Origin of the sequence: Paracoccus sp. MA, from assembly GCF_020990385.1 — a bacterium.
Lineage (GTDB): Bacteria > Pseudomonadota > Alphaproteobacteria > Rhodobacterales > Rhodobacteraceae > Paracoccus.
In genome coordinates this window covers 927,719-948,908 of the sequence record NZ_CP087598.1, presented here as the reverse complement: position 1 = coordinate 948,908, position 21,190 = coordinate 927,719, and the positions used below count along the sequence as shown (strand labels likewise).

Here is a 21,190-nt window from a genome sequence, read left to right as displayed (position 1 = left end):
CATCTGAAAAGAAAGGAAACACCATGAAACTGCAAGGTGTCATGCCCGCCCTTGTCACGCCCTTCGACGCGGCCGGCAAGATCGACTTCGCCGCTTTCGAGAAGCTGCTGACCAACCTGCGCGAAGCCGGCGTCTCGGGCTGGGTGCCCTGCGGCTCCTCGGGCGAATACAACTTCATGTCCGACGAGGAACGCGACAGCGTGCTGAAATTCGTCAAGGACTTCGCCAAGCCGGGCGAGATCCTGATCGCCGGCACCAACGCGCCCTCGACCGCCGGCGTCATCGCCAACACGCTGCGCGCCAAGGAAATGGGCTATGATGCCGTGCTGCTGGCGACGCCCTTCTACACCAAGCCGACGCAGGCCGAGCTGATCAAGCATTTCCAGACGGTGCTGGAAGCCACCGACATGCCCATCGTGCTTTACAGCTACCCGGACAAGGACGGCATCGAGCTGGGCTGGGAGGTGCTGGACGCGCTGGCCGACGATCCGCGCATCATCGGCATCAAGGAAAGCTCGGGCTCGCTGCAGCGCGCCATCGGCATCGCCACCCGCTACAAGGACCGCATCCAGCTGGTCTCGGGCTCGGACGACATCGCGCTGGACTTCATGTTCTGGGGCGCCGACGCCTGGATCTGCGGGCCGGCGAACTGCATGGCCAAGGCGGTCTGCGACCTCGACCGCACCTATCGCTCTGGCGACCTCGACAAGGCGCGCGCGCAGATGGCGACGCTTTATACCGCGATGAACATTCTGGAATCGGGCAAGTTCGTGCAGAAGCTGAAATACGGCTGCGAGATCCAGGGCATGCCGGTCGGCGAATGCCGGGCGCCCCTTGGCCCGCTGACGGATGAGGAAAAGGCCGATTTCCGCGCCGCCATGGAGCCGATCCTGAACTGGTAAGCCAACCCGGCCGGGCGGCGGACCCCGCCCGGCCCACGATCAACGGGAGGAGGACAAGCATGGCCACGGTCATCGTCGGCGCGGGCATCATCGGGACAAGCCTTGCCTATGAGCTGCAAAAGCGCGGCCGGCAGGTCATCCTGCTGGACAAGGGCGAGGTCGGGCGCGGCGCCTCCTATGGCAACATGGCCTCGATCGCGGTGACGGAATTCATGCCCGCCTCGCGCCCCTCGGTCTGGAAACAGATCCCCGGCTGGATGCTGGACCCCGAAGGCCCGGTGCGCGTCAGCCCCGCTTACATGCCGAAACTGATCCCCTGGTTCATGCGGTTCATCGCCGCCTCGCGCCCCTCGAAGCTGCGCCAGCTGGAGGCGCAGGGCGCGGCGCTGTGCGCGCGCGTCTATGACGACCTGCTGCCGCTGCTGCGCGAAACGGGCCTTGAGGGCGAGCTGACCGAGGAAGGCTGCCTGTCGCTTTACAGCGACGAGGCCGAATTCCGCGCCGACCGCGAGCATATCGAGATCCTCGAACGCTTCGGCTTTCCGCACCGGCGGCTGACCGGCGCCGAGGCCCGCGAATTGGAGCCGGAACTGTCGGACAGCATCGGCATCGCCGTGCTGTTCCCGCAGAACCGCAGCCTGCGCGACCCGCATCGGCTGGTCGTCGCCCTTGCCGACCGCTTCGCCGCGCTTGGCGGCCGCATCGAGCGCGGCGAGGTCGCCGGCTTCGACCGCAGCGACCGCATCACCGCCGTGCGGCTGACGGACGGCCGCACCATCCCTGCCGACGAAGTGGTGATCTGCGCCGGCGCCCATAGCGCCCGGCTCTCGAAACTGCTGGGCGAGCCGATGCCGCTGGAGACCGAGCGCGGCTATCACACCCAGATCATGGCGCCCGGCATCTCGATGCGGCATTCGATCATCTGGCCCGCCCGCGCCTTCATGGTCACGCCCACCGCGGGCGGCATCCGCGTCGGCGGCACGGTCGAGATGGCGGGGCTGGACGCGCCGCCCGACTATCGGCGCAGCAAGATCACCGTGAAGCGCGCGCGCGAGGCGCTGCCGAACCTGCGTTGCGAGGATTTCACCGAATGGATGGGCCACCGGCCGGCCTTCCCCGATACCGTGCCGGTCATGTCGGCCTCGGGCAAGGTGCCGGGCGTGTTCTATGCCACCGGCCACGGCCATCTGGGCGTGACCTATGCCGCGACCAATGCCAGGCTGATGGGCGACCTGATCACCGGGGCGCCCCCGCCCATCGACATGCGCCCCTATCGCATCGACCGTTTCTGAAAGGGAGTCCCCATGACCCAGAAGGTTTGTCTGATCACCGGCGGCGGCCGCGGCATGGGTGCCGCCGTCGCGCGCGAGATGCAGACCCGCGGCTACCGCCTGGCGCTGATGTCGCCCTCGGAAAGCTGCGAGACGCTGGCGGCGGAGCTGGGCGGCGTGGCCCGGCGCGGGGTCGCGCAAAGCGCCGAGGACCTGAAGGGCATCGTCGATCTGGCGATGTCCAGCTATGGCCGCATCGACGCGGTGCTGAACCATACCGGCCACCCGCCGAAAGGCGATCTGCTTGAGATCACGGATGAAAACTGGGACCTTGCCAACGATATGATCGTGAAATCGGTCGTCCGCATGGCGCGGCTGGTGACGCCGATCATGCAGGCGCAGGGCGGCGGCTCGATCGTCAACATCACCACCTATGCGGCCTTCGAACCCTCGCTGTGGTTTCCGGCCTCCTGCGTCTATCGCGCCGGGGTGTCGTCCTTTACCAAGCTCTACGCCGACCGCTACGGGCCGGAAAACATCCGCATGAACTGCCTGCTTCCGGGCTTCACCGACAGCCTGGACGTTGAGAAATTCGGCGACCTGACGGCGCTGAAACGCATCGGCAAGGTCGAGGAACAGGCCAAGGCCGCCGCTTTCCTGCTGACCGACGATTCAAGCTACATCACCGGCCAGAGCCTTCGGGTCGATGGCGGTCTGACCCGGCATATGTGAGGAACAAGATGCAGACCAAACTCTATATCAATGGCGAATGGGTGGCCCCGGTCGAGGGCGGGACGCTGCCGGTCATCGACCCGGCGACCGAGGAAGTACTCCACCACATCCCCGCCGCCACCGCCCCCGATGCCGAAATCGCCGTCGCCGCCGCGCGCGAGGCTTTCGACAACGGTCCCTGGCCGCGCATGACCGGTGCCGAGCGCGCCAAATACCTGCGCGCCATCGCCCAGGGCATCCGCGACCGGCTGCCGGAACTGGCGCATATCGAGACCCGCGACAACGGCAAGCCGCTGCCCGAATCCGAATGGGATCTGAGCGACGCGGCCGGTTGTTTCGACTTCTACGCCGATCTGGCCGAGGAGCTGGACGGCGAGGTCGAGGAGGTGAAGCTGGCCGACGACCGCTTCGCTTCGAAGGCGGTGCGCGAGCCTCTGGGCGTCGCGGTCGCCATCGTGCCCTGGAACTATCCGCTGCTGATGGCCTCGTGGAAGGTCGCCCCGGCGCTGGCGGCAGGCTGCACCATGATCCTGAAGCCGGCCGAGACCACCTCATTGACCGCGCTGGAACTGGGCGCCATCGCCGAGGCCGCGGGCCTGCCCAAGGGGGTGCTGAACATCCTGTCCGGCAAGGGCTCGGTCGTCGGCCAGGCGCTGGTCGAGCATCCGCAGGTCGACAAGGTGGCCTTCACCGGCTCGGGTCCGGTCGGGTCGCGGATCATGGCCACGGGCGCCAAGGACGTGAAGCGCATCAGCCTGGAACTGGGCGGCAAGTCGCCCTTCGTGGTCTTCGCCGACAGCGATATCGAGAAGGCGGTCGAATGGATCATGTTCGGCATCTTCTGGAACCAGGGTCAGGTCTGCTCGGCCACCTCGCGCGTGCTGGTCGAGGCGCCGCTTTACCCGCGCCTGCTGGAGCGGCTGGTCGAGGAAGCCGGAAAGATCCGCATCGGCAACGGGCTGGACGAGGGCACCCTGCTTGGCCCGCTGGTCAACAAAAGCCAGTATGAAGACGTGCTGCGCCATATCGACCGCGCCGTCGAACAGGGCGCGACCGTCGCCTGCGGCGGCCGCTACGACGGCTTCGACAAGGGTTTCTGGGTGGCGCCGACCGTGCTGACCGACATGGCGCTGGACAGCGACGCCTGGGTCGAGGAGATCTTCGGCCCCGTGGTCTGCATCCGCCCCTTCGACACCGAGGACGAGGCGGTCCGGCTGGCCAACGATTCGCGCTTCGGCCTGGCCGCGGCGGTGATGTCCGCCGACGAGGCGCGCTGCGAGCGCGTCGCCCGCGCCTTCCGCGCCGGCATCGTCTGGATCAACTGCAGCCAGCCCACCTTCACCGAGGCGCCCTGGGGCGGCTACAAGCAATCCGGCATCGGCCGCGAACTGGGCCGCTGGGGTCTGGATAACTATCTGGAAACCAAGCAGATCACCAGCTTCGTCAGCGAAGAGCCCTGGGGATGGTATCTGAAATGACCTTCGAGAAATCCCTCGACATCCTGCTGGTGCATTGCCAGGGCGAAAGCGGCAACGTGCTGGTCGGCGGCGCGCCCGAGATTCCGGGCGCCACCATCCTCGACAAGATGAACCACCTCAACCAGGTCGACCCCTCGCTGCGGCTGTTCCTGACACGCGAGCCGCGGGCGCAGGTGGTTCATACCACCAACCTGCTGCTGGAACCGACCCGGCCCGATGCCGATGCGGGCTTCATCGTGCTGCAACCGGATCGCGCCCATCCCATGTCGGGCTCGAACTGCATCTGCGTGGTGACGGCGCTTCTGGAAACCGGGCGGGTCAAGATGGTCGAGCCGGAAACCGTGGTGCGGCTGGACACGGCCGCCGGGCTGATCGTGGCGCGCGCGCAATGCGAAAACGGCCGCTGCCTCTCGGTCAGCCTCGACAACGTGCCGGCCTTCGTCCAGCAGCTCGACGTTCCGGTCTCGACCCCGGAATGGGGCACGATCCAGGCCGACATCGCCTTTGGCGGCGTCTTCTACGCCCAGATCGACGTGGACCAGGTCGGCCTGCGCATCGTGCCCGAGGCGGCCCGCGCCCTGGCCGAGGCCGGGACCGAGATCAAGGCGCTGCTGGCCGAGCAGGTCGCGGTCCAGCACCCCGAGATCGCCAGCCTGAACGAGATCGCCTATGTGATGTTCCGCGACTACCAGCCGGACGGCTCGGTCGTGACCTGCACCACGCTGAAGCCGGGCCGGGTCGACCGCTCGCCCTGCGGCACCGGATCGTCGGCCAACCTGGCGGTGCTGCATGCGCGCGGGCTGGCGAAGACCGGCGACAAGCGGCTGTCGCACAGCATCATCGGCGGCACCTTCACCGCCGAGATCCTGGGCGAAACCACCGTCGGCAGCCGCCCCGCCGTCCTGCCGCGCATCACCGGACAGGGCTATATCTTCGGCCGCCAGCAATTGCGGCTGGATCCGCAGGATCCGTTTGCGCAGGGCTTTGCCATGTCGGACACCTGGGGTCCGCAGGTGGGCGAGCTGTGACGCTGTCCGGGCAATCCATCCTCGTCACCGGCGCGACCGGCGCCATCGGCCGGGCGATCTGCCATGCGCTGGTGGCCGAGGGCGCGCGGGTCGTCATCCATTACGGCCGCAACCGCGACGCGGCCGAGGCGCTGCTGGCCGCGCTGGACGGCCGGGGCTGGTGCCTTTCGGCCGACCTGTCCGACCCCGCGGCCCCGCAGGCGCTGTGGGATCGGGCCGTGGCGGCGGCGGGGCGGCTGACCGGGCTGGTCAACAATGCCGGCATCCGTTCCGAGGTCGCGGTGGACGCGCCGATGGACGAATGGCAGCGGGTCTGGGCGCAGGAGATGCGGGTGAATTTCCTGTCGGCCGTGGATCTGTCGAAGCTGGCGATCCTGCATTTCCGGCAAAATGGCGGCGGGCGCATCGTCAACATGGCCAGCCGCGCCGGCCAGCGCGGCTATGCCTCGAACGCCATGGCCTATGGCGCCTCCAAGGCCGCGCTGATCAACCTGACAAAATCCATCGCGCAAAGCCATGGCCATGAAGGCGTGACCTCGGTCGCCCTGGCGCCCGGCTGGGTGCGCACCGAGATGGCCGAGGCCTATATCGCCCAGCATGGCGAGGCGGCGGCGCTGGCCGGAATCCCCATTGCCCGCATGGCCGCGCCCGAGGAGATCGGCGAAATCGCCGCCTTCGCCTTCCGTCCTTCGCAAGCGTCGCTGAACGGTGCGGTGCTGGATGTGAACGGCGGCAGCTACCTGAGGTAACACCATGCGTTTCCAGAACAAGACCGTCATCGTCACCGGCGCCGCGGGCGGCATCGGCGCGGCGATCAGCGCCCGCTTCGCCGCCGAGGGCGCGCAGGTCGTCGTCACCGACGTGAACGCCGAAGGCGCCGAAGCGACTGTGGCCGAGATCGTGGCGCAGGGTGGCAAGGCTCGCGCGCTGGCCAGCGACATCGCGCAGCCCGAAGGCTGCCGGGCGATCGTCGAGAACGTCATCGCCACCGAAGGCGCCATCGACGTGCTGTGCAACAATGCCGGCATCAACCGGCGCGGCAACCTGCTGGCGCTGACGCCCGAGGACTGGCGGCTGTCCTTCGCCATCAATGTCGATGCGATGTTCCACCTGTGCCAGGCGGCGCTGCCCCACATGATCGCGGCGGGCGGCGGCGCCATCGTCAACACCGCCTCGCAATGGGGGCTTTATCCGGCGCCGAACCATATCGCCTATAACGTGACCAAGGCGGCAGTGGCGAGCTTTACCCAGAACCTCGCCCGCGACTATGCGCCCCAGAAGATCCGCGTGAATGCCGTCTGTCCGGGCGAGATCCACACGCCGATGCTGGAGGCGGGGGTCAGGCGCGCGGGCCGCACCATCGCCGACCTGGACAGGCTGGTGCCCTTCGGCCGCATCGGCAAGCCCGAGGAGGTGGCGGCGCTGGTCGCCTTCCTCGCCTCGGACGAGGCCGCCTTCATGTGCGGCTCTCTGGTCGAGATCACCGGCGCGCAGGCCGTCGCCTGAGGCAGGACACGAGCCCGGACCCGAGGTCGGCGTGCTTCCCTGCCTCGGTCAAGGAGACGTTGTTGAGGAAGCCGGGGCAAGGCGCGTCTTTGCCGCTGGCGGTGGGGGAAGGCCGATGCGCTCCTCCATGGTTCGGATCGGGGATCGCGATCCACCGGCGCGCAGTTCCAGCACCTGCTGCCGACAGCGGCATCACCCGCTCGGTGGGCGGGGCGGGCTATGTCCGCATGATGGAACGCATCAGGGACGAAGCCCGGTCCGACCTTCTCGGCGGCATTGCGTTCGCCACGCCGGCATGCGCAAGCGGGGAAGCTCGCCAATCCGGACAAAACGGCCCAACTTCTGCTTTCCGGCTATGCCGTATCGGAAGCTTCCTCTGGTGAACCGCCTCCGGTGGGCGTCCAACGCAGCGGAGATTTTCTTTCCAGCGCGCCGCTGAGATGCTTTCGCATCAGATAGGACGCCTCCAGCACCTCATGCTGGTCCAGCGCGTCGAGGATCTTCAGATGATCCGAGCACTGGATACGGAGCCTGTCGCGGTCCACATTGGCGCGATATTCCAGCAGGCGCCGCATCCGGTTGATGCGCACCAGCGACATGTGCAGGAAAGGATTTCCGGACATGCGCAGCAATTCCTCGTGGAATAGCGAGCCGTTCTCCAGCAGCCGCTCGGCGGGAAGATTGGCAATGTCGGTTTCCAGCATCCGCTCCTGGATGCGGCGCTGTTCGGACAGGATCTGGCGGTCGAGCCGGAAGCTGGGCTCCAGCATCCCCGCAGGCTCGATGATCATCCGGAAACGATAGATCTGCTCGAAGGACTCCGGGGTCTTGGCAACCGGCAGCAGGCGCCAACCATAGCCCTGCTTGCGCTCGGCCCAGCCCTCGCGCGAGGCGCGCATCAGGATATCGGTCACCTGCGTGCGGGTCAGGCCATAGCGGTCGCGCAGCATCTGCTCGGTGACATCGGCCTCGATCCGGTCGTCGATCCAGTCGTCGGCCAGCCTGTAATAGGCCCGGTTCGCCTCTCGGGGAAGCGGATCGCTGGATTTCAGCACCTCCTGCGGCGCTGCACAGGTGAAAAAGCCGCGATTGGGAATCTGCTCGATGATCTTCTGCTCGCAAAGCAGCGCCAGGGCTTCGCGCACCGGAGAGCGTGAGACCCCGAACTGATCGGCCAGCCCCTGGGTAACGAGCTTCGTCCCCACCGGCAGCTCCTTGCCCAGGATGTCGTCCCGGATGCGGCCGGCCAGGCTGATCACCAGCGGCGTCGGGGCTGGGGAACGGCTGCTTTCCGGTTCGTCTCGCATCGCTTTCCGCCTGCTGCTGTTCATGGCCCTATCCTACAGATGATTTTCTTGACGCACAAATCCAAAATTATGATTGCCTTTATTTCGCAACAAAGCCAATCTGACCGCAGGCCGCCTCGATTCGCAGCGCGGCAGAAGGGAGAAGATGAATGCGTTTCCTCGTCCTGCCGTGCGACGGCATCGGGCCCGAAATTACCAAGGCCACAATGGAAGTTCTCGAGGCGGCCAATGCGCGCTTCGGACTGGGTATCGCCAGCGACTACGAGGATGTTGGGTTCCCCAGCCTGGCGAAATACGGCACGACGCTGCGCGATGAAGTGATCGAAAAAGCCAAAACCTATGACGGGATCATCCTTGGCCCGCAATCGCATATGGACTATCCGCCGCGCGACCAGGGCGGGGTGAACGTCTCGGGCGGGTTCCGCGTCAGGCTGGACCTTTACGCCAATGTCCGCCCGGCGCGGACCCGGCCCTTCCTGCCGGGCAAGAAGATGGACCTGGTCATCATGCGCGAGGCGACCGAGGGCTTCTATCCCGACCGCAACATGTTCAAGGGCCTTGGTGAGTTCATGCCGACCGAGGACGTGGCGCTGTCGGTGCGCAAGCTGACCTCGAAGGCCTGCGAGCGGATCGCCCGCGAAGCGTTCAAGCTGGCCATGCGGCGGGGCAAGAAGGTGACGGCGGTCCACAAGGCCAACAACTTCATCATCACCGACGGCTTCTTCCTCGACTGGGTGCGCAAGGTCCACAAGGACTTCCCCGAAGTCGAGCTGAACGATGTCATCATCGACGCCATGGCCGCGCATCTGGTGCGCGACCCCTCGCGCTACGACGTCATCGTCTCGACCAATTTCTATTCTGACATCATCTCGGATCTGGCCTCGGAACTGTCGGGCAGCCTGGGGCTGGCCGGCTCGATCAACGCCAATGCGGAAACCGGGCTGGTCTGCGCGCAGGCGCAGCACGGATCGGCGCCCGATATCGAGAACCAGAACATCGCCAACCCCTGCTCGCTGATCCTGTCGGTGGCGATGATGCTGAGCTGGCTGGGCGAGCGCAACGGCAACGAGGCGCTGTGCGCCGCCGGGGCCGAGATCGACCGCGCGGTGGATGCCGTGCTGGAAAGGCCGGAAAACCGCACCCGCGATCTGGGCGGCTCGGTCAACACCGACGCCTTCGGCGCGCTGGTCGCGGCCGAGATCGCAAGGCCGGCGGCTTCGTCGGCGGCCTGAGGCAGCACCGGCTTCGCGGGGCCCGGAGGAGGGCTCCGCGAATGATATCGGGCCAGAAGGGGCCCGGAAAGATCGGCAGGCGAGCCGCGCATCGGCGGCAGCGGCATCACCATATCTCGTAATTCAGGGAGGAATGACGATGAAACTCACAAGACGCGCATTCGCGATAACCGGCTGCGCTCTGGCCCTGGCGGCCGGGGCGGGATGGGCCCAGGATGTTCCCGCAGGCTATCCCAACGACTATGCGCAACTTGTCGAGGCGGCCAAATCGCAGGGAAAGGTGGTGGTCTACACCTCTACCGACATTGCCCAGGCCCAGGCCATGCTGGACGCCTTCACGCAGAAATACGGCATCCAGGTCGAATATAACGACCTGGGCACCAATGGCGCCTATAACCGCGCGATTTCCGAGGCCGCCGCGAACCAGATGGGCGCGGATATCGTCTGGAGTTCCGCCATGGACCTGCAGATGGTGCTGGCCGCCGACGGCTATGCGGAAACCTACGCGTCCCCCGAAACCGGCAACCTGCCGGAATGGGCGGTCTATCAGGACCAGATCTATGCCACCACGGTCGAGCCGATCGGGATCATCTACAATACCGGCGCGATCTCCGAGGAGGAATTCCCCCGGACCCGGGCCGATCTGATCGCCTATCTGAACGAAAACCGGGACAAGCTGCGGGGCAAGGTCGCCACCTTCGACCCGGAAAAAAGCGGCACCGGCTTCCTGCATCACACCAACGACGTCGAGCAGACAGACAATTTCTGGGATCTGGCAAAGGCCTTGGGCGCCGTCGGCGTGCGCACCTATTCCAGCTCCGGTTCGATGCGCGAGACCGTGGTGTCGGGCGAGAATGTCATGTCGATCAACATCATCGGCTCCTACGCGCTGGAATGGGTCGAGGACAGCCCGAACCTGGGCGTCGCCTTCGGCGAGGATTACACCGCCGCCTTCTCGCGTCTTGCGCTGCTGACCAAGGGCGCCCCGCATCCCGACGCCGGCAAGCTGCTGATCGACTTCATGCTTTCGCATGAGGGGCAGTCGGCCCTGGCGGCGGGCGGGCTGCCCTCGGTGCGCAGCGACGTGACGACCGGATTGAACATCGATTCGCTCAACGAGCGCGTGGGCGGCAGCCTGAAGCCCATCGCGGTCAGCGAGGACCTGCTGACCTACATGGCGCCGCAAAAGCGCGTGGAGTTCTTCCGCGAGTGGAACGCCGCCATCGGCAAATGATCCTCCCGGGTGCCGTCGCCGTTTGCGCGGCACCCCCTTGCAGGACGAGTAACCAGACATGACCGCCAATTCCATCCTTGCCGCGCGGGCAAGTGCCGGGACCGGGATCCCCGCCCCGCCGCCGAAGATCCGCCATCGCAGCGATGCGGGCCTGTATCGCATCATCGTCATCGGCCTGCTCGCCATCGCCGTCATGGCGCCGGTCGGCCTCATCATCTATCAAAGCTTTCTCGACGGGCCCTTCTTCAGCCCCCGCGCCACGCTGAGCTTCAGCGCCTACAGCTATGTGCTGACCGACCCGATGTTCTGGAAGGCCCTGTGGACGACGACCGTCTTCGCAGTCGGCATGGTCGCGATCGCGGTCCCGCTTGGCGGGCTTTTGGCCTTCCTGCTGACCCGGACCGACATCCGCTTCAAGCGGACGCTGGAAATCCTGGTGCTGGTGCCGATGTTCATCTCGTCCATCGTGCTGGCTTTCGGCTATACCGTCTCGGTCGGGCCGTCGGGCTTCGTGTCGATGTGGATGCGCAGCGTCTTCGGCTTCGTGCCCTGGAACCTCTATTCGCTGCCGGGCATCATCCTGATCGCCGGTCTCAGCCATGTGCCGCATGTCTACCTGTATGTCTCGGCCGCGATGCGCAACCTGCCCTCGGACCTGGAAGAGGCGGCGCGCACCTCGGGCGCCAGCATCTGGCAGGTCTCGCGCGACGTGACCCTGCCGATGGTGCTGCCGGCGCTGATCTTCGCCGCCGCGCTGAACCTGCTCTTGGGTTTCGAAACCTTCGGCATCCCGCTGGTGCTGGGCGATCCGAACGGGATCCTGGTCCTGACCACCTATATCTACAAGCTGACGACGCTGTTCGGCGTGCCGACCTATCAGCTGATGGCGGTGGTCGCGGTGGTGCTGATCCTGATCACCCTGCCGCTGGTCTTCTTCCAGCGCCGCCTGCTGCGCAACAGCCGCCGCTATGCCGCGCTTGGCGGCAAGGGCGCCCGGACCACGCGGTTGAAGCTGGGAACGAAGGGTCAGACCATCGCGCTGTCCATCATCGGGCTGTGGCTGTTCGTGTCGGTGGTCCTGCCCATCGGCGGCATCACCGTGCGCGCCTTCGTCAGCGCCTGGGGACAGGGCATCAGCCTGTGGGATCACCTGACGCTGGCCAATTTCGACCGGATGCTCAGCGTGCCCAGCCTCAGCCGGGGGATCGTGAACACGCTGCTGCTCAGCGTGGTGGGCGGCGCGGCGGCGGTGTTCCTCTATCTGCTGATCGGCCTTGCCGGGCATCGCAACACCGGCCACAGCAACACGGTGCTGGACTATATCGTGCTGCTGCCGCGCGCGCTGCCGGGGCTGGTGGTCGGCCTGGCCTTCTTCTGGGTGTTCCTGTTCGTGCCCTTCCTGACGCCGCTGCGCCCGACGCTGATCGCGCTGTTCGTGGCCTATATGATCGTCGGGCTGTCCTATGGCCTGCGTCTGTTGCAGGGCACGCTGATCCAAGTCGCGCCCGAGCTTGAGGAATCCGCCCGCACCACCGGCGCCACCATCGGCCGCACCTGGCGCGACGTGGTGATCCCCATCGTGCGTCCCGGCCTGGCCGGCGCCTGGGCGCTGATCATGATCATCTTCCTGCGCGAATACGCCACCGGCGTCTATCTGATGGGCGCGGGAACCGAGGTGATCGGCTCGCTCATGGTCACGCTGCTGCAGACCGGGGCGATGGACACGATCGCCGCGCTGGCCTTCATCTCGATCATCATGACCGCCGCCGGTCTGACCCTTGCCCTTCGTCTGGGAGCGAAAATCCATGACTGAACTCATCGTTGAAAATGTCCAGAAATGGCTGGGCGGCCTGCAGATCCTGAAAGGCGCCTCGCTGAAAGGGGAACGCGGCTCGATCGTGGCGCTGCTGGGCGCCTCGGGCTCGGGCAAGACCACGCTCTTGCGCTGTATCGCGGGGCTCGAACAGCCCGAGATCGGCTATATCAAGATCGGCGACAAGATCGCGCTGAACAGCGAGAAAGCCATCCAGCTGCCGCCCGAACAGCGCAATATCGGGCTGGTGTTCCAGTCCTATGCGCTGTGGCCGCACCGCACGGTCAAGGAAAACGTGGGCTATGGGCTGAAGCTGCGCGGCGTGAACGCGGCCGAGATGGGCAGGCGCATCCAGCATATCCTGGACCGCCTTGGCCTCGGCCATCTGGCCGACCGCTATCCCAGCCAGTTGTCGGGCGGGCAGCAGCAGCGGGTGGCCATCTGCCGGGCGCTGGTCTACGAGCCGCGCGTGCTGCTGCTGGACGAGCCGCTGTCGAACCTCGACGCCAAGCTGCGCGAGGAAGCGCGCTACTGGATCCGCAAGCTGATCCTGGACCTGGAGATCTGCGCCATCCTGGTGACGCATGACCAGACCGAGGCGCTGGCCGCGGCCGACCATATCCTGCTGTTGGAAAACGGGCGGATCGTGCAGGACGGCTCTCCGCATGACATCTATACCAACCCGACCAGCTTCTACGCGGCGGATTTCCTTGGCGCGAACAATATCGCGCGCGGCAAGGTGCTGTCGGTGAACGGGCCCCAGGTCCTGCTGGGCGGCGACGGCTGGCAGCTGAACGGGGCGGTGCGCGATCCGGCCGGCCTTGCGCCCGGCGCGGATGCGCAGGCGGTGATCCGGGTCGAACAGATCCGCGTCGCGCAAGAGCCCGGCGCGGGCCGGATCGAGATGCAGCTGGACGACAGCCTCTATCTCGGCGACCGCTGGGAATACCGGCTGCGGCGCGGCGATTTCGCGCTGAAGGCCCACGGGGCGCACAGCCTGCCCGCCGGCCGGGTCTATGCCGACATCTCGCCCGAACATGTCTGGGTGTTCCCGGCACAGGCCGCATGACGTCGCAAGGGCGCGCCTGACCGCGCGTCCGCCATTTTCCCAAGGACCATCCGATGCCGCCCCGTATTGCCCTGATCCACGCCACCCCCATCGCGGTGGACCCGATCCATGCCGCCTTCGCACGCGACTGGCCCGAGGCCGAGCCCATCGACATCATGGATTACAGCCTCTCGGCCGACCGGGCGGCCGGCGGCGGGATCACCCCGCAACTGGCCGAGCGGATCGCGGCGCTGGCCCGCTACGGCGTCAGCACGGGCGCGCGGGCGGTGCTGTTCACCTGTTCCGCCTTCGGCAGCGCCATCGAGGCTGCGGCGGCGGAATGCCCGGTGCCGGTGCTGAAGCCCAACGAGGCGATGTTCCAGTCCGCGATCCGCGCCGGCGGCCGGGTGGCGATGATCTATACCTTCCCGCCCGCCGCCGCCTCGATGGAGGAGGAATTCCGCGACGAGGCCGCCCGGCTGAACCCGGATGCCCGCCTGACCTCGATCCTCGCGCCCGGCGCCATCGAGGCGGTCAGGGCCGGGGATATCGCAACGCATAACCGGCTGGTGGCCGAGGCCGCCAAGGGGCTGACCGGCTTCGACGCGATCACGCTGGCGCATTTTTCGACGACCCATGCGCTGGAGGCGGTGCGGGCGGTGACGGAGATTCCGGTCTTCGCCAGCCCGCCGGCGGCAATCGCAAGGCTGAGAAGCCTTCTGGGCTGAAGAAGTGATCGCGCCGGAGGAGCGCGGCAAAAGCTGTTCGTGGACAATGCGGCGGCGCTCTACGGCATTGGCGCCTGACCGAGCGCAGAGAGGAAAACCATGCTGATCGGGGTGATCGCGGACGATTTTACCGGGGCGAGCGATATCGCCAACACGCTGGCCAAGGGGCATGAGGACAGTCCCGGCCTGCGCGTCGTGCAATATCTGGGCGTTCCCGACCAGCCCGCCGATACCGGCGTCGAGGCCGGGGTGGTGTCGCTGAAAAGCCGCTCGACCCCGGTGGCCGAGGCGGTGCGGGAGTCGCTTGCCGCGTTGGACTGGCTGCTGGCGCAGGGCTGTCGGCAGATCGTGTTCAAATACTGCTCGACCTTCGATTCCACACCTGAGGGCAATATCGGCCCGGTGGCGCAGGCGCTGGCCGAGCGGCTGGGCGCAAGCGGCGTCGTGGTCTGCCCGGCCTTTCCGACGATGGGTCGCACGATCTATCAGGGGCACCTTTTCGTCAATGACCGCCTGCTGAGCGAAAGCGGGATGCAAGATCATCCCCTGACCCCGATGACCGACCCGGATATCCGCCGCTGGCTGTCCCATCAGGTGCCGGGGCCGGTCGGGCTGGTGCCCGCGCCGGTGGTGCGACAGGGCGCCGACGCCATCCGGCAGGCGCTGGCCGACAGCGATGCCACGCTGGTCGTGGTCGACGCCATCGACGACGCCGATCTGATGCAGATCGGCCGCGCCGTCGCCGGGGCGCGCCTGGTGACCGGCGGCTCCGGCATCGCGCTTGGCCTTGCGCGCAATTTCCCGGGCGCAGGCCGCCTCGGTGCAGCGGCGGCCCGGGCCAATGACGCGCCGGGCGCGATCCTTGCCGGAAGCTGCTCGGGCATGACGCGCCGCCAGATCGAGGCGCATGGGCGCGACCATCCGGTGCTGGAAATCGACGTCGAGGCAGTGATGCAGGACCGGCTGGGCGTGGATGACATCGCCGCTTTCCTGCTGCATCACCCGGACCGCGCCCCTCTGGCCTTTTCTTCGGGCCACCCCGGGCAGGTCGCCGCGATGCAGGCGCGATATGGCCGCGAAGCGGTCGCCGGACGGCTTGACGCCCTGTTCGGCGATGTCGCCCGCCGCCTGGTCGCCTCGGGCGTTGGCCGGCTGGTGGTTGCGGGGGGCGAGACCTCGGGCGCGGTGGTCTCGGCTTTGGACCTCGGCGCGCTGGAGATCGGAGCCGAGATCGCGCCCGGCGTGCCGGTCCTGACCTCGGCGGAGGGGCTGGCCCTCGCGCTGAAATCCGGCAATTTTGGGGATGAGGATTTCTTCATCCGCGCTCTGGACATGATGAGAGGCAAGGCATGACCGAACAGGAATTGCGCGAAGAACTGGTCCGCCTGGCGCGCTCGCTTTACGAGCGCGGCTTTTCGGTCGGCTCGGCCGGCAATATCAGCGTGGCGCTGCCGGATGGCTGGCTGATGACGCCGACCAATTCCTGCCTGGGTTTCCTTGAGGCCGACCGCATCTCGCGGCTGGACCGGGACTGGAATCATGTCGGCGGCGACAGGCCCTCGAAAGAGGTCTTCCTGCATCGTGCCTTCTACGAAACCCGCCCCGGCACCGGCGCGGTGGTGCATCTGCATTCGACCCATGCGACCGCGCTGTCCTGCCTTGAGGATCTGGACCCCGAAGATACGATCCCGCCGCTGACCCCCTATGTGGTGATGCGCGTCGGGCGGGTGCCGCTGATCCCCTATGTCATCCCCGGCGATCCGGCCTCGGGCGAGCTGATCCGGGGGCTGGAGGGCCGGCATCCGGCCGTGCTGCTGGCCAATCACGGCCCGGTCGTCTCGGGCCGGGATCTGCGCTCGGCGGTCTATGCCGCCGAGGAGCTGGAGGAAACCGCGAAACTGGCCGTCCTGCTGGCTGGCCGCAAGGTCCGCCTGCTGAAGGGCGCGGATATCGAGGCGCTGGAAGCGCGCTATGCCGCCGCCATGCGATAGGAGAAGCGAGATGTTCGAAATTCTGGCCCCGACCGGGGAAATCCGCATTGCGATCGCCGTGGGTCCGACGAAATCCGCGGTCTGGACCCGGATCCCCGAGGGCGGGACCGAACCCGAAGGCGTCACCGTCGATCTGGCCCGCCGCATCGGCGAGATCACCGGCCTGCCGGTGCGGCTGGTGCCTCTGTCCAGCTCGGGCGAGATCATCGCCACCGCCGACCAAGGCATCTGGGATCTGTCCTTCACCCCTGTCGACGCAGCCCGCCGCGAGATCGTGGATTTCGGCCCGGCCTATCATGTCGGGGAAAGCAGCTATCTGGTGCGAGAGACCAGCCCCTTCCTCCGGGCCGAGGATTTGCATCGCCCCGGCGTCAGGATCATGGGCGTGGCCGAAACCGCGACCATCCGCTCTGCGCAGAAGGCGGCAGCGGGCGCGCAGGTGACAGGCGCGGCCGCCCTGCCCCAGGCGGTTGCGGCGTTCGAGGCCGGGGAATGCGACGCTTTGGCGCTTGGCCGGCTTGCGCTCGACGATCTGGTGCGGCGTCTGCCGGGCACCCGTATCACCGAAGGCAATTTCCATGTCGCAGAAACCGCGATTGCCGTTCCCAAGGGGCGTTCCGAGGCTCTGGCCGCCGCCAGCGAATTGATCGCACGGATGAAGGCGGACGGCACGGTGGCCGACAGTTTCCGGCGGCATGGCATGGCGGATGCGGTCATCCCGGAATGAGCCGTCCGGGTCAACGCTGCAGAAAGGTCCGGAGACAATGAGCATGTCACACAGGGAAACACCGGGATCATGTCGTGTCGAAATCCGCAGGAAGATCACGTCCCCCGGCGGCCTGCCGCGCTTTGCGACATGAGCCGGCTGCCGGCTTATATTGCCCATCTGCATGGCGGCTTGCCGTTGGCCGGGCGGCCGGGTGCGGCAGGGCGCGTCGGCTTTGACGCCGTCGAACGTCCGGACCGCTGCGACATTCCGGCGCCCGAACCGCATGAGCAGTCCGACGTGTTGCGGCAGGACCAGAAAATCATCGACCTGCCCGCCGCCGCAGGAGCCGACCTGATCCGCCTGCCGCATATCCATCGCCTGCTGCTGGAAAACGTGCTCCGCAATGCGCCCGACCCGCAGGCCGCCCGTGCCGCGATCCTCGCCTGGCTGGAAAAGGGCCGCTCGGAAGCCGAGATCCCCTTCCTGCCGGGCCGCGTGCTGATGCACGACACCACCTGCGGCCCGGCGCTGGTCGATATCGCCGCCATGCGCTCGGCCCTGGCCGAGGCCGGGCACGACCCGCAGCTTCTGAACCCGGTGCTGCCGGTCGATGTCTCGACCGATCATTCGCTGGCGGTGGACGCCTATGCCGCCCCCGGCGCCATGGCCCGCAATATCCGGAACGAATACCGCCGCAATGCCGAGCGTTACCGCTTCATGAAATGGGCAACGAACAGCCTGGCGAATTTCCGCGCCCACCCGCCGGGGACCGGCATCATGCACACGCTGAACCTGGAACGGCTGGCGATGGTGGTGACGGAACGCGACGGCTGGATCATGCCCGACACGCTGATCGGCACCGACAGCCATACGCCGATGATCAACGGCATCGGCGTGCTGGCCTGGGGCGTCGGCGGGATCGAGGCGGAAAGCGTGATGTTCGGCATGCCGGTGATGCTGCGCGTGCCCGAGGTGGTGGGCGTGCGGCTGACCGGGCGGCTGCGCGAGGGCGTGACTGCCACCGATCTGGCGCTGACCGTCACGGAACGGCTGCGCCGCATCGATCTGGCCGACCGTTTCGTCGAGTTCTTCGGGCCCGGCGTCTCGGCGCTCTCGGCCGGGGATCGCGCGGTCGTCGCCAACATGACGCCGGAATTCGGCGGCAATTCCGGCTTCTTCCCGGTCGATCAGGCGACTATCACCTATCTGCGCCAGACCGGCCGCACGCCCGACCATTGCGCGCTGGTCGAGGAATATTGCCGCCGTCAGGGCCTGTGGTTCGATCCAAGCCAGAGCCCGGTCTTCACCGAGGTGATCGACCTGGACCTGGGCGCGGTCGAGGTCAGCGTCGCCGGCCCCCGCCGGCCGCAGGACCGCATCCCGGCCTCGGCCACCGCCCAGGCCACGGCGGCGATGCGCGGCCATGCGCCCCTTCCCGCCCCGCCGGGCCAGGCGCCGGACGGCGCCGTCGCCATCGCCGCCATCACCAGTTGCACCAATACCAGCGACCCGCGCCTGCTGGTCGCCGCGGGGCTGGTCGCGCGCAAGGCCCGGGCCCTGGGGCTGCGCCCGCCCGCCCATGTCAAGACCTCGCTGGCGCCGGGATCGCCCACCGCGCAACGCTATCTGCAGCGCGCCGGCCTGCTGGAGGATCTGGAGGCCGTCGGTTTCGGCATCGTCGGCTATGGCTGCACCACCTGCATCGGCAATTCCGGTCCGCTGCCGGACACGGCCGTCGAGGCACAGGCCGCGGGACGGCTGCAGGTCGCGGTCCTGTCGGGCAATCGCAACTTTCCCGGCCGGGTGCATCCGCAGCTGGAGGCAGGCTTCCTTGCCTCGCCGCCGCTGGTCGTGGCCTTCGCCCTGGCCGGAGACGTCGAACGCGACATCCTGCACGACGAGATCGCGCCGGGCGTGGGGCTGGCCGATCTCTGGCCCTCGGGGGCCGAGATCGACGCGGCGCTGGCCCGGGCGCAGGATGCCGACGACTATGCCACCGCCTATGACCAGGCCGAGGCGAGCGGGCTCTGGCGCGACCTCGACGCCCCGGACGCGCCGCTGTTTCCCTGGGATCCGGCCTCGACCTATATCCGCCGCCCGCCCTTCGCGGATTTCCCCGGCACGCGGCCGCGGCAGATCATTGCGGCGCCGATCCTGGTGCTGGGCGACGACATCACCACCGATCACATCTCGCCCGCCGGCGCCATCCCGGCCGACAGCGAGGCCGGCCGCTACCTGATCGAGCGCGGCGAGAGGCCCGACGACCTCAACGTCTTCTCCTCGCGGCGCGGCAATTGGCAGGCGATGCTGCGCGGGCTCTTCACCAACAAATCGGTGCGCAACCTGCTGGCCGAGGACATCCCGCCCGGCAGCACCATCCTGCCCGACGGGCGGATCCTGCCGCTCTGGCGCGCGGCCGAGCATTACCGCGAGAGCTCCACCCCGGTCGTCATCGTCGCGGGCGAGCGTTACGGCATGGGCTCGTCGCGCGACTGGGCGGCCAAGGGGGCGGCGCTTCTGGGCACGCGGGCGGTGCTGGCGACAAGCTTCGAGCGCATCCACCGCGCGAACCTGATCGGCATGGGCATCCTGCCGCTGCGCCTGCCCGCCGGAACATCGCCGCAATCGCTGGCGCTGACGGTCGCCGACCGGATCGAGATCGCGCTCGATCCGGCGCGGCTGCAACCGCGCGCGCCTGTCGCGGTGGCGATCCATCGCACCGCGGGCACGGTCGAGGAATTCGACGCCACCGCCGCCATCGAAACCAGCCTTGAGATCGAGACGCTGGCGCAAGGCGGCCTCCTGCCCCTGATCCTCGACCGCGCGGCTCGGGCCAAGGCGGCGAACTGACCCGACGAGGGGAACCGGCGGCGCGGAAAGCCACGCCGCCGGCGATGCGTCAAGCCAGTGCCGCCATCAGGATCAGCGCCAGCGCCACGGTAATGCCGCCGCCGATGCGGGTGGCGATCTGCGCGAAGGGCATCAGCATCATCCGGTTCGAAGCCGACAGGATGGCGATATCCCCTGCCCCGCCCATGCCGCTATGCGTGCTGGTCACGATGGCGGATTCGATCGGATAAAGATTGACCAGCCGCGCGGTCAGAAAGCCCGAGGCCGTCATCGTCAGCACGGTCGCGACGATGGTGATCAGATTGGCGGGCGCGAAGCCCTCGATCAGCTTTTCCCAGGGCGTCAGCACGATGCCGAAGGCGAAAAGCATGGGATAGGCGATTGCGGTCAGGCAGAATTTGTAGACCGTATAGGAGCCGGCCTGCAGGCGGGGCGTGATGCCGTGGAACAACTTCAGCGCCACCGCCAGCGCCAGCATCACCACCGGCGCCGGAAAGCCCCAAAGCTGCTGGGACAGGGCGCCCGCCAGATAAAGCGTGACCGCGATCATGCCGGCCGCAGCGATGTTCTGGACGTTTCCGTCGGGTTTCACCGGCTCGGCGCCGGCCAGAAGATCATCGTCGCCATGCGGTTGCAGCTGTCCATTGCCGGTAAGTGCCGGCTTGCGACGACCCAGCCAGCTGAGTGCGCCGGCGCAGATGATGGCGGTCAGGTTGCCGACCAGGATGGCCGGCATCACCCGGGCCAGCACCTCGCCTTGGTCCATGCCGGTGATGCCATGATAGCCGACCGAGAGCGGGATGGCCCCCTCGCCCACGCCGCCGGCCATGATCGGCGCGACGATGAAGAAGAACGTGTCCCAAGTGCCCAACCCCAGCAAGGTGCCGACCAGGGTGCCCACCGTCGCCGCGCAGATCGAGCCGACCGCCAGCGGCACGAAGATCTTCATGAAGCCCTTGATCAGCGTCGAGCGGTCCATGCTGAGGATCGAGCCGACGATCACCGCCGCGATGAACACGTAAAGCACGCCGGTGGACTTGAAGAAGGTCTCGACCACCGAGGTCATCTGCTCGGGAATCCAGCCCTTATAGGCCAGATAGGACGGCACGAATGTGACGACGACCGCCGCGCCGCCGATATTGCGCACGACGGGCAGGCGCTTGCCGATCTCGCCCAGGGTGAAGGCGAAGGCGGCCATGATGCCGATGACGGTGGCAATGTCGCCCTTGACCTTGCCCAGATGAACAAAGCTCGCCAGCACGACGACCAGCAGCACATAGGCGGGCAGCGGGATGATGCCGAGGTCGTGGTCCATCAGGCGGGCCCATGCGTTTCTGCGGCGTTCCGGCTCGGCGGATGGA

Annotated in this window: 18 protein-coding genes; 16 read left to right on the top strand and 2 right to left on the bottom strand. The window is 67.3% G+C overall.

Annotated features, from left to right (window positions below):
• Positions 1-23 precede the first annotated feature (23 nt).
• From dapA to LOS78_RS11775, 7 genes are read left to right on the top strand one after another with little or no spacing between them, the layout of a single operon-like run.
• Entirely contained in the window at positions 24-902 is an 879-nt protein-coding gene (gene dapA, locus LOS78_RS11805) for a 4-hydroxy-tetrahydrodipicolinate synthase (protein ID WP_028716667.1), read from the top strand.
• A 59-nt stretch (positions 903-961) separates the two neighbouring features.
• Positions 962-2,194 carry an FAD-binding oxidoreductase gene (locus LOS78_RS11800; protein ID WP_230378345.1) on the top strand — a complete coding sequence of 411 codons (1,233 nt, stop codon included), beginning with the start codon at positions 962-964 and terminating at the stop codon, positions 2,192-2,194.
• A 12-nt stretch (positions 2,195-2,206) separates the two neighbouring features.
• Entirely contained in the window at positions 2,207-2,905 is a 699-nt protein-coding gene (locus tag LOS78_RS11795; RefSeq protein WP_230378344.1) for an SDR family oxidoreductase, read from the top strand.
• An 8-nt stretch (positions 2,906-2,913) separates the two neighbouring features.
• Positions 2,914-4,383, top strand: coding sequence for an aldehyde dehydrogenase family protein (locus tag LOS78_RS11790; RefSeq protein ID WP_230378343.1), 1,470 nt, complete (start codon positions 2,914-2,916; stop codon positions 4,381-4,383).
• Positions 4,380-5,411: a proline racemase family protein gene (locus LOS78_RS11785; RefSeq protein ID WP_230378342.1), complete on the top strand. Its 1,032-nt coding sequence runs from the start codon at positions 4,380-4,382 to the stop codon at positions 5,409-5,411. The genes LOS78_RS11790 and LOS78_RS11785 overlap by 4 nt, the downstream gene beginning before the upstream one ends.
• Positions 5,408-6,160, top strand: a complete 753-nt coding sequence (locus LOS78_RS11780) for an SDR family NAD(P)-dependent oxidoreductase (RefSeq protein ID WP_230378341.1) — start codon at positions 5,408-5,410, stop codon at positions 6,158-6,160. Before LOS78_RS11785 ends, LOS78_RS11780 begins: the two co-directional genes overlap by 4 nt.
• A 4-nt stretch (positions 6,161-6,164) precedes the next feature.
• Positions 6,165-6,917: an SDR family NAD(P)-dependent oxidoreductase gene (locus tag LOS78_RS11775; protein ID WP_230378340.1), complete on the top strand. Its 753-nt coding sequence runs from the start codon at positions 6,165-6,167 to the stop codon at positions 6,915-6,917.
• 353 nt (positions 6,918-7,270) lie between these two features.
• Here LOS78_RS11775 and LOS78_RS11770 read toward each other — a convergent pair whose 3' ends face one another.
• Entirely contained in the window at positions 7,271-8,224 is a 954-nt protein-coding gene (locus tag LOS78_RS11770) for a GntR family transcriptional regulator (protein ID WP_230378339.1), read from the bottom strand.
• Positions 8,225-8,373: 149 nt separating this feature from the next.
• Here LOS78_RS11770 and LOS78_RS11765 point away from each other — a divergent pair, with 149 nt between their 5' ends.
• The 9 genes from LOS78_RS11765 to LOS78_RS11725 all read left to right on the top strand — a co-directional run bounded on the left by LOS78_RS11765 (position 8,374) and on the right by LOS78_RS11725 (position 19,829).
• Positions 8,374-9,456: an isocitrate/isopropylmalate dehydrogenase family protein gene (locus LOS78_RS11765; RefSeq protein ID WP_028716674.1), complete on the top strand. Its 1,083-nt coding sequence runs from the start codon at positions 8,374-8,376 to the stop codon at positions 9,454-9,456.
• Positions 9,457-9,595: 139 nt separating this feature from the next.
• Positions 9,596-10,690, top strand: a complete 1,095-nt coding sequence (locus tag LOS78_RS11760; protein WP_230378338.1) for an ABC transporter substrate-binding protein — start codon at positions 9,596-9,598, stop codon at positions 10,688-10,690.
• 58 nt (positions 10,691-10,748) lie between these two features.
• Positions 10,749-12,503 (top strand): iron ABC transporter permease, encoded by a 1,755-nt coding sequence (locus LOS78_RS11755; protein ID WP_028716676.1) that lies wholly within the window; start codon positions 10,749-10,751, stop codon positions 12,501-12,503.
• Positions 12,496-13,572: an ABC transporter ATP-binding protein gene (locus LOS78_RS11750; protein WP_230378337.1), complete on the top strand. Its 1,077-nt coding sequence runs from the start codon at positions 12,496-12,498 to the stop codon at positions 13,570-13,572. Before LOS78_RS11755 ends, LOS78_RS11750 begins: the two co-directional genes overlap by 8 nt.
• Before the next feature lie 53 nt (positions 13,573-13,625).
• Positions 13,626-14,279 carry an aspartate/glutamate racemase family protein gene (locus LOS78_RS11745; RefSeq protein WP_230378336.1) on the top strand — a complete coding sequence of 218 codons (654 nt, stop codon included), beginning with the start codon at positions 13,626-13,628 and terminating at the stop codon, positions 14,277-14,279.
• Between the two features lie 99 nt (positions 14,280-14,378).
• Positions 14,379-15,632 (top strand): 3-oxo-tetronate kinase, encoded by a 1,254-nt coding sequence (gene otnK, locus LOS78_RS11740; RefSeq protein ID WP_230378335.1) that lies wholly within the window; start codon positions 14,379-14,381, stop codon positions 15,630-15,632.
• The gene (gene otnC / locus LOS78_RS11735; protein WP_230378334.1) at positions 15,629-16,270 is read left to right on the top strand and encodes a 3-oxo-tetronate 4-phosphate decarboxylase; all 642 of its coding nucleotides are present in this window, start codon (positions 15,629-15,631) and stop codon (positions 16,268-16,270) included. The genes otnK and otnC overlap by 4 nt, the downstream gene beginning before the upstream one ends.
• Before the next feature lie 10 nt (positions 16,271-16,280).
• Complete coding sequence (locus tag LOS78_RS11730; RefSeq protein ID WP_230378333.1) at positions 16,281-16,997, top strand: transporter substrate-binding domain-containing protein; 717 nt, start codon at positions 16,281-16,283, stop codon at positions 16,995-16,997.
• A gap of 129 nt (positions 16,998-17,126) precedes the next feature.
• Complete coding sequence (locus LOS78_RS11725; protein ID WP_230378332.1) at positions 17,127-19,829, top strand: aconitate hydratase AcnA; 2,703 nt, start codon at positions 17,127-17,129, stop codon at positions 19,827-19,829.
• Between the two features lie 49 nt (positions 19,830-19,878).
• On the opposite strand, the gene LOS78_RS11720 is transcribed toward LOS78_RS11725, so the two are convergent.
• Positions 19,879-21,144, bottom strand: coding sequence for a 2-hydroxycarboxylate transporter family protein (locus tag LOS78_RS11720; protein ID WP_230378331.1), 1,266 nt, complete (start codon positions 21,142-21,144; stop codon positions 19,879-19,881).
• Positions 21,145-21,190: the final 46 nt, after the last annotated feature.